Source organism: Kribbella sp. NPDC050820, assembly GCF_040653975.1.
In the GTDB taxonomy this organism is placed as follows: Bacteria; Actinomycetota; Actinomycetes; order Propionibacteriales; family Kribbellaceae; genus Kribbella.
The window spans coordinates 1-12,016 of record NZ_JBFAHB010000007.1 but is presented as its reverse complement, the minus strand read 5'-3'; the positions used below and the strand labels follow the sequence as shown (position 1 = coordinate 12,016).

At 68.0% G+C, this 12,016-nt stretch carries 15 protein-coding genes; 6 read left to right on the top strand and 9 right to left on the bottom strand.

Annotation, left to right across the window (positions count from 1 at the left end; translation table 11 throughout):
* Positions 1–29 precede the first annotated feature (29 nt).
* The 3 genes from AB0H36_RS08765 to AB0H36_RS08755 all read left to right on the top strand — a co-directional run bounded on the left by AB0H36_RS08765 (position 30) and on the right by AB0H36_RS08755 (position 1,588).
* Entirely contained in the window at positions 30–707 is a 678-nt protein-coding gene (locus AB0H36_RS08765; protein WP_360518858.1) for a hypothetical protein, read from the top strand.
* A 159-nt stretch (positions 708–866) separates the two neighbouring features.
* Positions 867–1,259, top strand: coding sequence for a hypothetical protein (locus AB0H36_RS08760; protein ID WP_360518855.1), 393 nt, complete (start codon positions 867–869; stop codon positions 1,257–1,259).
* A gap of 128 nt (positions 1,260–1,387) precedes the next feature.
* The gene (locus AB0H36_RS08755; RefSeq protein ID WP_360518852.1) at positions 1,388–1,588 is read left to right on the top strand and encodes a hypothetical protein; all 201 of its coding nucleotides are present in this window, start codon (positions 1,388–1,390) and stop codon (positions 1,586–1,588) included.
* A 180-nt stretch (positions 1,589–1,768) separates the two neighbouring features.
* Here AB0H36_RS08755 and AB0H36_RS08750 read toward each other — a convergent pair whose 3' ends face one another.
* From AB0H36_RS08750 to AB0H36_RS08720, 7 genes are all read right to left on the bottom strand, one after another.
* Positions 1,769–2,497: a peptidoglycan-binding domain-containing protein gene (locus tag AB0H36_RS08750; RefSeq protein WP_360518849.1), complete on the bottom strand. Its 729-nt coding sequence runs from the start codon at positions 2,495–2,497 to the stop codon at positions 1,769–1,771.
* 101 nt (positions 2,498–2,598) lie between these two features.
* Positions 2,599–3,957, bottom strand: coding sequence for an 8-oxoguanine deaminase (locus AB0H36_RS08745; RefSeq protein ID WP_360518846.1), 1,359 nt, complete (start codon positions 3,955–3,957; stop codon positions 2,599–2,601).
* Between the two features lie 88 nt (positions 3,958–4,045).
* Positions 4,046–4,951 carry a factor-independent urate hydroxylase gene (gene pucL, locus AB0H36_RS08740; protein ID WP_360518843.1) on the bottom strand — a complete coding sequence of 302 codons (906 nt, stop codon included), beginning with the start codon at positions 4,949–4,951 and terminating at the stop codon, positions 4,046–4,048.
* Between the two features lie 3 nt (positions 4,952–4,954).
* Positions 4,955–5,284: a hydroxyisourate hydrolase gene (uraH, locus tag AB0H36_RS08735; protein ID WP_360518840.1), complete on the bottom strand. Its 330-nt coding sequence runs from the start codon at positions 5,282–5,284 to the stop codon at positions 4,955–4,957.
* The gene (gene uraD, locus AB0H36_RS08730) at positions 5,281–5,772 is read right to left on the bottom strand and encodes a 2-oxo-4-hydroxy-4-carboxy-5-ureidoimidazoline decarboxylase (RefSeq protein WP_360518837.1); all 492 of its coding nucleotides are present in this window, start codon (positions 5,770–5,772) and stop codon (positions 5,281–5,283) included. Before uraD ends, uraH begins: the two co-directional genes overlap by 4 nt.
* A 90-nt stretch (positions 5,773–5,862) precedes the next feature.
* Positions 5,863–6,330, bottom strand: a complete 468-nt coding sequence (locus AB0H36_RS08725) for a helix-turn-helix domain-containing protein (protein ID WP_360518834.1) — start codon at positions 6,328–6,330, stop codon at positions 5,863–5,865.
* A gap of 23 nt (positions 6,331–6,353) precedes the next feature.
* Positions 6,354–7,601 (bottom strand): aldolase/citrate lyase family protein, encoded by a 1,248-nt coding sequence (locus AB0H36_RS08720; RefSeq protein ID WP_360518831.1) that lies wholly within the window; start codon positions 7,599–7,601, stop codon positions 6,354–6,356.
* 125 nt (positions 7,602–7,726) lie between these two features.
* On the opposite strand from AB0H36_RS08720, the gene AB0H36_RS08715 reads away from it, so the two are divergent.
* Positions 7,727–8,491, top strand: coding sequence for an IclR family transcriptional regulator (locus tag AB0H36_RS08715; RefSeq protein ID WP_360518828.1), 765 nt, complete (start codon positions 7,727–7,729; stop codon positions 8,489–8,491).
* Here AB0H36_RS08715 and fgd read toward each other — a convergent pair.
* Positions 8,488–9,492 (bottom strand): glucose-6-phosphate dehydrogenase (coenzyme-F420), encoded by a 1,005-nt coding sequence (gene fgd, locus AB0H36_RS08710; RefSeq protein WP_360518825.1) that lies wholly within the window; start codon positions 9,490–9,492, stop codon positions 8,488–8,490. The two genes, AB0H36_RS08715 and fgd, sit on opposite strands and share 4 nt — an antisense overlap.
* A gap of 454 nt (positions 9,493–9,946) precedes the next feature.
* Between fgd and AB0H36_RS08705 the strand changes: the two genes are divergently transcribed.
* Together AB0H36_RS08705 and AB0H36_RS08700 are read left to right on the top strand one after the other, a co-directional pair.
* Complete coding sequence (locus AB0H36_RS08705; RefSeq protein WP_360518822.1) at positions 9,947–10,789, top strand: carbon-nitrogen hydrolase family protein; 843 nt, start codon at positions 9,947–9,949, stop codon at positions 10,787–10,789.
* A gap of 36 nt (positions 10,790–10,825) precedes the next feature.
* Complete coding sequence (locus tag AB0H36_RS08700) at positions 10,826–11,317, top strand: methylated-DNA--[protein]-cysteine S-methyltransferase (RefSeq protein ID WP_360518819.1); 492 nt, start codon at positions 10,826–10,828, stop codon at positions 11,315–11,317.
* Here AB0H36_RS08700 and AB0H36_RS08695 read toward each other — a convergent pair.
* Positions 11,298–12,016 (bottom strand): DUF72 domain-containing protein (locus tag AB0H36_RS08695; protein ID WP_360518816.1); only part of this gene is annotated, 719 nt, incomplete at its 5' end. The genes AB0H36_RS08700 and AB0H36_RS08695 overlap by 20 nt on opposite strands.

Genomic DNA, 12,016 nt, shown 5'->3' with positions numbered 1-12,016 from the left:
CCGACTGTGTCGCCGGCTCGAGGTGACCGGTGGCGTGGACACTCATTGAGACACTCACACCGCCGCGGCGATCGATGCCGTTGACCGGCTCCTGGGTCATCGGGTGTGTTCCCCGCCAGTATGGCGGGTTACCGGCAACTGCGGCCTGGTTGCAGAGCTTCGGCAGCGTGGTGAAGGTCGGTGTCGAGGGCACCGGTGTATGGCAGCGGATTGGCCTGCTACCTGAGCGGACACGGGGTGCGGGTGATCGAGGTCGACCGGCCCGACCGCAAGCCCCGCTGATCAGCCGCAAGTCCGACCCGAAATACTCCGAGGAAGCACTCCGCAACCTGCGCATTGCCCACCGCGGCGCCATCAGCCACCGCGCCGACTGCGTGCGCCGGAGCAAGACCCTCGTCGTCACCGCATCCGAAGAACTCCGCGACCAGGTGCGCCACCTGCCGACTCGCGAGCTGGTCACCACCTGCGCCGCGCTGCGCTGCGACCAGATCCGGCCCGGATCAACCAGCCGCACCACCCACACCCGTCTTGACATCCATAGGAGCATCCGACGTTTGCCGAGTCGTCGATTTCGGTGCTTCAGCGAGCGGATCTACTGCAGAAATCCACAACTCGGCGAACCACCTCCGGTTGAACCGCTGGTCAGCCCACGCGCCTACTCCTTAAGCGCGTGCTCGCACGGGCGCGCGTGTCCGGGATGCCCTTGATTTGGTTGCTTGACCCGTATCTGAGCGCAGTTTTATCGTCGGGCCTAGCAGCGAGAGGGGGGTGCTGTGACGGCAGAACAGTGGACACTCGCGGTTATTTGCTTCTTTTCGGGGCTTGCGTCCGGCCTGCTGGGGATGTTGTGCACGATCATGCGCCCGATGCTCCAGGAGATGGACGGCCGGGGCTTCCGGAACTTTATGGGAGCGTTCCTTGAATTCGCCGGCGGTGGACTCGGGAAGGCGTACAACCTCGCCTGGTCGATCGTGATGTTCCTCGGCCCGATCCTCGCGCTCGTGCTCCTCTGGGACGACCGCGGCTCCACGTCGTTCGTGCTCACCGCGATCGGCCTGGGCATCGTGGTCGTCGGTGTGATCATCCTGTCGAACGCGTGGAAGACACCGCACTACAAGGTGATGCTTGCCTGGGACCCCGAGGCGATGCCGGCGGACTGGGAAGCCGGCCGCCAGACCTACTTCACGATCAACTGGATCCAGTGCGCAACAACCTGGTCCGCCTTCGCCCTCTTCCTGGTGGCTCTGGCCTACCTGTAACTGGCAAACAGTCGGGAACCAGTTGCCAGAAGCACACGTCGGATGCGTGACCCGAAGCGGTGAGAACATGTCGCCGAATCAACGAAGTGGTGACGCACGCCTCGCCATGAATCACACAGGAGATGAACTTGAGCAACCAAGAAGAGCGGGACGAAGCGGGAATGAAGAAGGCGATGGATCTTCTCAAGGCGCACGGCCCGGTCGTCGATCGCCTCACGGACATGGGACATCTCAAGGCGGCAAAGAACATCGAGGCCAAGGGCGGCCGCTGGGACTCGCCGGAAGTACGCGACGCCCACAAGCGCGACCGCGGCGGCCAGGGCCGCTGACAAACATCCCGCGCCTGCCAGGCCGGTGACCGCCACGTTGCCAGAAGCAACCGAGCGGTCCACCGGCCGGCGACGCCGACGAGTTCTGCTCACCGAGCGGCGATGAGCCGCGCGGAGGCGTGGGTGGGGCAGCCGGGCGGACGCGCGACGGAGGAGCGCGCGTAGCTGGCTGTGGGGCTGTCAGGCGCAGGCGGGGAGGGTGTTGCGGGAGATGTCGCGGACGGACTTGGTGTGGTGGGCGTTGCCGTAGGTTCCGACCCAGGCGGTGAACTGCTTGCCGTCGTACGCGCCGGCGTAGATGTTGAACTGGGTGGCGATCCGGTCGTCGCCGATGACCTCTCCGTCGATCGGGTAGCCGTGGTCCCACATGTAGTAGGCCCAGTCGGCCCACTTGCCCGAGTTGTTCCACACGGAGACACGGAATGTCTCCGAGTTCACCTTGCACATGTACATGGTGACTCCGGACACCCAGGCCAACGCCTTGCCGTAGGTCCGCAGCTTCCGCCAGGTCTGGGGCCCGACCTTGCCGTCGACAGTGAGGCCGGCGTCGTCCTGGAACGACCGGACCCGGCTCCGCGTCCCTGTGCCGTACACGCCGTCCACGCTGAGCCCACCCAGGTTCTTCTGGAGCAGCCGCACACAGGTGCCACGGCTGCCGAGGCTCAGATAGGTACCGAAGCAGCTCGCGACCGCCGCGGTCTCCGCGTCAGTCTCGGCTGTCGCTGCCGTCGCTGCCGTCGTACCTGTCGCTGCCGTCGCGGCGGGAGAGGACTCGACGGACGGCGCGGCCGTCGGGTCACTCGGGCTGCCGAAGTCCGCGTGAGCTGCTGCGGCCAGGCCCAGCACCAGACTGCCTGCCAACGCTGTGGCGACGACGACGGTGCGCGGTCGACGCAGGATGTTCCTCATGAAGTTCCATTTCTCGCTTGGACAAGTGTTCCTGCAGCACAGTAGGAATCTGCAGGAACACCCCACTGCCCGTACTCCACCCGCACCAGGCAGAGCGTGTCTCAGCGAGCCTTGGTGAGTAGGTCGTTTTGGACCTTGGCTACCTGGAGCGCCAAGCCGGACTCGTCCACGGTGATGACTCTGTTGTGCTCGACGACGGGTTTGCCGTTGATCAGAAGGAGATCCAGAGGCGGCGGGGTGCCGAGGACCAGCGCGGCTACCGGGTCGGCGATGCCTGCGTGTTCCAGCGTGTCGAGACGCCAGAGGGCCAGGTCGGCGAGTTTGCCCTCCTCGATCGAGCCGATCTCGTTCTCGCGGCCGAGGATGCGGGCGCCGTCGAGGGTGGCCATCTCGAGCGCGGCACGGACGTCGAGCGCCTCAGGTCCACCGCGGGCGCGGGCGAACAGCAACGCGTGCCGCAACTCCTCGACCAGGCTTCCGGCTTCGTTGCTGGCGGCACCATCTACGCCTAGGCCAACAGAGCTGCCCGCCGCGCGGAGGTCTGCTGCGCGAGCGATGCCGGCGCCCAACCGGGCGTTGGAGCTCGGGCAGTGCGCGACCCCGGTCCCGGTGCGCCCCAGGTGCGCGATCTCGGAGTCGGAGAAGTGGATGCCGTGGGCAAACCACACGTCCGACCCCGTCCAGCCGAGTTCAGCGACGTACTCCAACGGCGTGGATCCGAAGTGCTCCCGGCAGTACGCGGACTCGTCGGTGGTCTCGGCCAGATGGGTATGCAGCCGGACACCCTTGCGACGGGCGAGTACGGCGGCCTCGCGCATGAGCTCACCGGTGACGCTGAAGGGCGAGCACGGCGCGACCACCAGCTGCAGCATCGAGTCCGGGCCGGGATCGTGCCAGCGGTTGATCGCAGCCTCGGTCGCGGCCAGGATCTCGTCGCGGTCCTCGACGACCGAGTCCGGCGGCAGCCCGCCGTCCTTCTGACTGAGGTCCATCGATCCCCGGGACGGGTGGAACCGCATCCCGACCTGCGCGGCGGCAAGGATCTCCGCCTCCAGCAGGTCCTTCCCGTCACGCGGGAAGACGTAGTGATGGTCGGACGCCGTCGTACAACCGGTCCGCGCGAGCCGGGCCAGCGCGGCCTGAGCTGCCACGTGCACGGACTCGTCGTCGATGCCGGCCCACACCGGGTACAGCGTGGTCAGCCAGCCGAACAGCGTCGCGTCAGCGGCCAATCCACGAGTCACCCACTGGTACAGGTGCTGGTGAGTGTTGACGAGCCCCGGAGTGACCAGGCAGCCCCGCCCGTCGACCACCCGTGCCTCGGCGTACGCCGGCGCCGGACCCGGACCGACGGCAACGATGCGGTTGCTCTCAGCAACGACATGGCCGGTGAACTCCCGGCGGCTGCGGTCGAGAGTGACCACCGTCGCCCCATCGATGACGATCCGCGTTGTGCTCATGCGGTCCAGTCAACCCATCGGCTCGATCGCGCGTCACCGGCAGGGACCACGAACTTCGGCCCCGCCGGCGACCTGCGGTTGGAGGTTCCTACACGAAGCCCGGTACGGCGTGCCACGCGGAGCCGGCGTCGGACGCGTCGTCGCGGACCACGGTCGCCTCGATCAGGCCGTACGGGCGATCGGCCGCGATGAACACCTCGTTCGGGTTCTCCAGGCCGAACGGGCTCAGGTCGACCACGAAGTGGTGCTTGTTCGGCGCCGAGAACTTGATCTCCGCGACCTCCGGATGCCGCTCGAGCACTGCCTCGCCCATCCCGTACAGCGTCTGCTGCAAGGCCAGGCTGTGGATCTTCGCGAACTGCTCCAGCAGCAGCGCCTTGATCTCGTCGTACGACTTGTCCCAGTCGACCTCGGTGTGGTCGTAGCGCCAGCGGGCGACCAGCGACGTGGCGAGGATGCGGTCGTCGGTCTCCTGCAGCGTCGTGTACTTGTCCTTCAGGTACCCGTGGAACTCCGAGCCCGTGGACTTCAGCACGACCAGGTCCTTGATTCCGGAGACGACGTACGACTTCCGCTGGTCGCCGCGGCCCTCGACGTTGACGACCGTCGTCCGTACGCCGCTGCCGGCCCGGACGAAGGAGTGGTCGTGCTCCTGGCCGTCGACCTGGATCCGCTCCCAGGTGTACTCCTCGACCTCGACGCGCGCGCCCTCGGCGGCCGGCGCGGAGTCGATGAAGTGCGCGCCGAGGGTGAGCGCGTAGTCCTCGATCGCGCCGATGCCCCTCTCCTTGGCGAACGCGAACGCGGTGTTCTTCTGGGTGTCGGTCGGCAGCACGTCGCGCTGGTCGCCGGTGGTGTGCGCGTCCTCGAAGTCGCCGCGCAGCGCCGACGAGACGTTCAGGTCGCGGATCTGGTGCCGCGGCGTGTCACGGTAGATGCGGACGACCCGGCTCTCGGCCTTGCCGTACTGGTTGGCGCCCAGGTGGATGGCCATGGGTCAGCTCCCTCGATAGGTGGAATAGGCGAACGGACTGAGCAGCAGCGGGACGTGGTGGTGCCGCTCGTCGGAGATCGTGAAGGTCACGGTGACCTCGGGGAAGAAGATCGTCTGGCCGGACTTCGCCGCGTAGGCGTCGATGTCGAACCACAACTGGTACGTGCCGGGCTCGAGTCCCGCCTCGAAGTCGGAGAACCGCCCGTCGGCGTTCGTCGCGCCTTCTCCGAGTACGGCGACCTGGTCGTCGGCGATCCGGGACAGCCGGACCGGCACCCCCAAGGCGGGCAGCCCGAGTCCGGTATCCAGAACGTGCGTGCTGACAGAGCTCATGAGACGACCTTTGCCAATCGGAGGAGTGCGATCTTCCGGAGTTCCTCGTGTACGACGGCCGCCTCGGCAGTCTCGTCGTGCGTCAACCGCTCGCGCAGGCTGGTGAGCATCTGCTCCGCCGACAGACCGGTCGCGCAGATCAGGAAGACCCGGCCGAACCGCTCCTCGTACTCCCGGTTGCCCGCCGCCAGCGCCGTACGGACGTCAGGGTCGTCGCCGACCCCGGACTGCTCGTTGCGCGACCAGGCCGCCTCGGTGCCGGCCCCTTCGGCCCGGTCGCCGATCCGGGGGTGCGCGGCCAGAGCCCGGTCGACGTCACTGGCGTCGAGCTCGCGCAAGGCCTTGTCAGCGGCCCCGGTCAGCGCCTCGAGGTCGCCGTACGGACGGCCGGCCAGAACGGCGTCGACCCAGCGGGGGACGTCGCAACAGGCCGCCAGCAACGGGCGCAGCCGGTCGTCCGGCGCGGCGTTGAACTCCAGCAGATCCACAGGTCACACCTTCTCGAATCACGAAACTGAATTTCCGTATGACGAGAGTGGCACGCGAGCTGATCCTACGTCAACAGTTTGTTGAATTTCTCAGTCGCGGGCCCGGTTCAGGTAGTTGTAGACGGTGAAGCGGGTGACGCCGAGAGCCTCGGCCACGGTCTCCGCCGACTTGCGATACTCGAATGCGCCCTTGGCCTCGAGCAGCAGCACGGCCCGCTGCTTGTCGCCCCGGGACAACCCACTCAACGGCCCGCCGAGCTCGGCCGCAACCTCCGCGAGCAGCGCGCTCACCCCACTGCCCTCGCGCGGAGCCCGGACCGTGCCGTCCTGGCGCACCTGCAACGTCACCTGGTTCGCGCCGTTGGCGAATGCGGCCTCCAGGACCCGACTCACGGCCGGCAGCAGCAGTTCCTCTTCACCGCGGACCGACGTACCTAAGGGGCCGAAGTCGCACTCCAGCCCCGCCTCCCGGGCAGCCTCGAGCGCCTTGGTCGCGTGGGCGGGCGGCTGGCCCTCGACATCGAAGGGCTCGGTGGTGAACTCCGCTACCAGTCGCATGTCGCGAGGCTAGCCCCGAGCCGTCAGGACCGCACTGGTCGCCGGGCGAGCTTCGCCAGGCCCATGGTGTCCACACCGATCAGCTTGTCGACCTCTGCCGGATCCACGGCGCCACACTCGAGGCCACGCAGTACGTAGCCCGCCAGGGCCGCAGCGGTTGCGGGCTCGTCGAGATAGCCGGAGTTGCCGCCGCTGACGTACGCACGCAGCCGAGCACCGGCCGTTTCCAGACCCTCGCGGTAGAAGAGGTACGTCGCCGCGTACCGAGTCGGGAGTTGGGCCGGATGCATGTCCCAGCCCTGATAGATGCCGCGGGCAAGCGATCGCCGGACCAGGCCGAAGTGCAGTCGCCAGGCGGCATGCACGGCCTCGGTGTCGCCGACCGGCAGGACATTCGTCGAGCCATCGGAGACGAACACGCCGGTGCCTGCCGCGGCCAGCTGCATCACGTCCTTGGCGTGGTCGGCGACCGGGTGATCCATGCTCTGGTACGCCGCCGCCACGCCGAGCGAAGCCGAGTAGTCGTAGGTGCCGTAGTGCAGACCGGTGACGCGGCCGGCGCCCGCGCTGATCATCCGGGCGATCAGCGCGCTGCCGTCCGGGCCGAGGATCGCCTGCGGGGTCTCGACCTGGATCTCGAACGGCAACGATCCGACAGTCAGATCGTAGGCTCGTTCGATTGTCGACAATACGACGACCATCGCCTCGACCTGCTCGACCGACGTCACCTTCGGTTGCGTGATCACGAAGCAGTCCGTCACCGCGTCGGCGCCGGCCAGCTCACGGACGAAGAGATCCAGCGTGCGCAGCCCACGCCGGCGACTCGGCGCCTCCAGCGACTTGATCCGCAGCCCGTGGTACGGCGTCGCCGAGCCGGCCTTCACGGTCTTCGCGAGCGCACGGGCCGCGTCGACCGCGGCGGCATCCTCCTGCTCGTCCGGCCTGGTCCCGTAGCCGTCCTCGAAGTCGATCCGCAGATCCTCGATCGGCTCTCGCTCCAGCTTGGCGCGGACCCGCTCGTGCAGCTCGGCCCCCAGGTCCGCCGGGAGATCCAGCGCTTCGGTCAACCCCGCCGGGCCGTCGCCCAGCGCGGCCTTCGCCTGCGAACCCCACTCGCCGACGGTGTCCGCGTCGTACCGGTCGGCCGGCACGTAGACGGTGTGCACGGGCTGCCGGACCCCTCGATCACCCGGGTACCGCGCGGCCAGCTCCGCATCGGCCGCAGCCAGCAGCCGATCCAACTCCGCAGCGAGATCGTCCACGTGAGTCATGACAACACACCTCGTTCACCTTGACGCCAGTTTCCGTATCGCGGATACTAATATCTACTTTGCGGAAGCCGCAATGTCCGGTATCTGTCGCTAAACTTCCATGATCCGGAAAGAGGGAGTGTGCGGTGGCGGAGAAGACTGAGGGCAAGGGCCGGTCGGGCAGTGTGCAGTCGATCGAGCGCGCCTTCGGGCTGCTCGAGACGATGGCCGACGCGGGCGGGATGATGGGCCTGTCCCAGCTGGCCACGGCGTCCGGCCTGCCGCTGCCGACGATCCACCGGCTGGTCCGCACGCTGGTCGACCTCGGCTACCTGCGCCAGGAGCCGTCCCGGCAGTACGTGCTCGGCCCGCGGCTGATCCGGCTCGGCGAGAGCTCCTCGAACATGCTGAGCGTCTGGGCCCGCCCGCACCTGACCCGCCTGGTCGACGAACTCGGCGAGTCGGCCAACATGGCGATGCTCGACGGCGACCAGATCGTGTACCTCGCGCAGGTCCAGTCGCGGCACTCGATGCGGATGTTCACCGAGGTCGGCCGCCGGGTGCTGCCGCACTGCACGGCCGTCGGCAAGGCGATCCTCGCGAAGCTGCCCGAGGCCGAGGTGCGCGAGCTACTGCATCGCACGGGCATGCCGAAGCACACCGACAACACCATCACCGACCCCGAGGCGTTCACCGCCCAGCTGCACAAGGCCGAAGAGGTCGGCTACGCCACCGACGAAGGCGAGCAGGAGCTCGGGGTGCGCTGTGTCGCGGTCGCCGTACCGGACGCGCCGTCCCGGCTGGCGATCTCGATCTCCGGGCCCGCCGGCCGGATGTCGGAAGAGCTCGTCGAACGAGCCGTCCCCCTGCTCACCCAGGCCGGCAAGGCCTTCTCGGAGGACCTGCGTTAGCCGAGCTTCCGCAGCAGCGGAAGCACGTCTGAGGTGAACTGGGTGAGGAAGCGTTCCTGGTCGTTGCCGGGACCGTGCACGACGAAGTGGTTGAAGCCGGCGTCCAGGTAGGGCTGGAACTGCTTCACGACCTCCTCGGGGTCGGAGGCGACGATCCAGCGCTGCGCGACCTGCTCGATCGGCAGCTCGTCGGCCAGCCGCTCCATCTCGGTCGCGCTGGTCACGCTGTGCTTCTGCTCCGGCGTCAGCGACAGCGGCGCCCAGAACCGGGTGTTCTCCAGCGCGGCCGCGGGGTCGCGGTCGTAGGAGACCTTGACCTCGAGCATCCGGTCCAGGTCGTCGAACTTCTTCCCGGCCTTCTCAGCACCCTCCTTGACCGCGGGGATCAGCTTCTCGGTGTACAGCTCCATCCCCTTGCCCGAGGTCGCGATGAACCCGTCGCCCGCGCGGCCGGCGTACTTGGCCACGAGCGGTCCGCCGGCGGCGACGTACACCTTCAGCTGGGTCTCCGGGCGGTCGTAGATGAACGCGTCGACCGTCTTGTAGTACGGCCCCTCGGAGCTCACGCCGTCCTTCGTCCACAGGTCGCGGATCAGCTGCACCGCCTCCCGCAGCCGCGCGAACCGCTCCTTGAACTCCGGCCACTCCATCCCCGACACCGCGATCTCGTTCAGCGCCTCGCCGGTGCCGACTCCGAGCATCACCCGCCCCGGGTACAACTCACCCATCGTGGCGAACGCCTGCGCGATCACCGCCGGGTTGTACCGGAAGGTCGGCGTCAGCACCGACGTTCCCAGCAGCACGCGGTTGGTCCGCTCGCCGACCGCCGCCAGCCAGGCCAGCGCGAACGGCGCGTGGCCGCCCTCGTGCCGCCACGGCAGGAAGTGGTCCGAGACGGTCACACTGTCGAGCCCGAGCTCCTCGGCCCGGACCGAGTACTCCACCAGCTCCCGCGGCCCGAACTGCTCCGCCGACGCCTTGTACCCGACTCGAATGCTCACCCTCTGCTCCCAACGTCGTCTGGACCTGCTCCTCCAAGCCAACCCCATTCTGGCTGGACTTATGCCGCCGGGGGCAAACGGACAGGAGGTAGTCCGCGTCGGCAGGGTCTCCCCTGCGTGCGAGTCGCCGCAGAACTCGTCCGGAGCCGGATACCTCCTGTCGGTCTGCACCTTCGGTTAGCATGTGGATCCGGCGCGGCCCGCGCCTCACCTTCGTCGACCGGCCCCAGCCCGGTCTCATCGAGAAGGCAAAGGGACTTCCTGTCTCGGGCCGTACGTCCTGGTCAGCCGCCTCGGACGGGATCGCTGGGGGATCGCGGACGAGTGCGTGGAAGGCCAGATGACAGCGCACAGGAACCTCAAACGGCGGGTTCGAGCCCGCGCCGCCAAGACGGGTGAGTCCTACACGGCTGCCCTCCGGTACTTCCGTCCGACTCCCACAGGAGAACCAGACATGCCGGAAAACCACACCCTGCGTCTCGCCGTCGTCCAGTCGACGATGCGCGACGACCCGACCAGCGCCGCTCTGCTCCGGGAGGCCGGCGCCGAGATCCGCAGCTTCCTGAAGCAGGCCGCGAAGGCCGGCGCCCGCCTGGTGCACTTCACCGAGGGGGCGATCTGCTTCCCGAGCAAGCACGTGATGTCGGAGCTCGGCCCGGACGACGTCGGCCCGTCCGACTGGACCAAGGCCGACTGGACCGTGCTGCAGCAGGAGCTCGACCGAATCGCCGTACTCGCGGGTGAGCTCGGGATCTGGGCGGTGATCCCGTCGGTGCACCAACTGCCCGCACCCGATCGCCCGCACAACAGCATGTACGTCGTCTCCGACCAGGGCAAAGTGGTCGCCCGGTACGACGAACGCACGCTGTCGACCACGAAGCTCACCTGGATGTACAGCCCCGGCAAGCAGCCGGTGACCTTCGACGTGGACGGATTCCGGTTCGGGCTCGCGCTCGGGCTGGACGTGCTGTTCCCGGAACTGTTCACGGAGTACGACCAGCTCGGCGCTGACGGCGTACTGGTGTCGTACGCGACGAACGGTGTCTCGCACCACGAGCACGTAGCCGTTCAGGCGCGCGGGTGCGCGGTCAACAACACCTGCTGGATCAGCTTCGCCGTGTCGGCCAACCCGGACGGCGGGCTCGAGGCGGGCGTGATCGACCCGCGGGGCGAGTGGGTGGCCCAGGCGCCGGCGGACGGTTCGCCGGCGATGGTGGTCACCGACGTGCAGCATGCCGAGGTGACTCAGGTCGGCCGGGAGTTCCGGCGCCGGACCCGGGAGCGCGTCGGCTCCTGAGGCTCACACGTCCGGGTGCTGACGCGTTCCATCAGCATGATCAGGCACGCGACCGTCAGCACCCGGATCGGTGACCTCACCCTGGTCGCCGCAGGCAACGCACTGGCCGGCGTCTACTTCCCGCACCACTGGGTGAAGCCGGCGCCGGCCACTCTCGGCGAGCCGGTCGAGCCGACCGACCCGGTCATCGCCGAGGCCGCCCGCCAGCTCGACGAGTACCTCGCCGGTGAGCGGATCGGCTTCGACCTCCCGATCGTCCTGCGCGGCGACGCCTTCCAGCGGCGCGTGTGGGCGGTCCTCACCGAGATCGAGTACGGCGCGACCACGACGTACGGCGAGATCGCAGCCCGACTCGGCGAGACGGCCCAAGCGGTGGGAAAGGCAGTCGGCCAGAACCCGCTCTGCATCGTCGTCCCATGCCACCGCGTGGTCGGCAAGAACGGCTCACTGACCGGGTACGCCGGCGGGCTCAAGCGGAAGCAGTTCCTCCTGGACCTGGAGGAACCAGTCACCGCCCGGCTTTTCTGATCTTCAGGCGTTGGGCGAGGGCTTCCGCGTCGAAGGGGGCACGGACCTTGACGTCGTTGTCGAAGTAGACGTAGGTGTCGCGCTTCCAGGATCTGATCTTGCGGGCCCAGTGGTCGAGCGACTCGTCGTCGTACCCGCTGACGTAGAGCTCCTCGGCGCCGTGTAGGCGGACATAGGCGAAGTCGGAGGTGACGTCGCCGAACATCGGCCACTTGCCGGCGGTGTCCGCACAGACCAGCGCGATGTCGTACGCGCGGCACAGCTCGACGAACTCCTTGGTCTCGAAGCTGGAGTGCCGCACCTCGATCGCATGCCGGAGCGGGATGTCGACCGAGCACTCCAGCAACGCCCGGCCCTCCATCCGCTCGTCATGACCCTTCGCGACCTCGGCTGCGGCCGCCGTGGTGCGCGGCAACGACTCGAAGAACGGTCCGCACCGGTCGGCGTCGTACCCGAGATTCGGCGGCAGCTGCCAGAGCACCGGACCAAGTTTGTTGCCGAGAGCAAGTACGCCGGAGGCGAAGAAGTTGGCCATCGGCGCGTCGACGTCGACCAGCTTCTTCATGTGCGTGACGAAGCGCGGACCCTTGACCGAGAACACGAACCCGTCCGGCGTCTCGTCGTACCAGTCGAGGCCGTCCCGGGCGTCGACAAGGTTTCGGCGAGCGGCTGGGGTCAGGCACGGTTCGACGGCGCGGA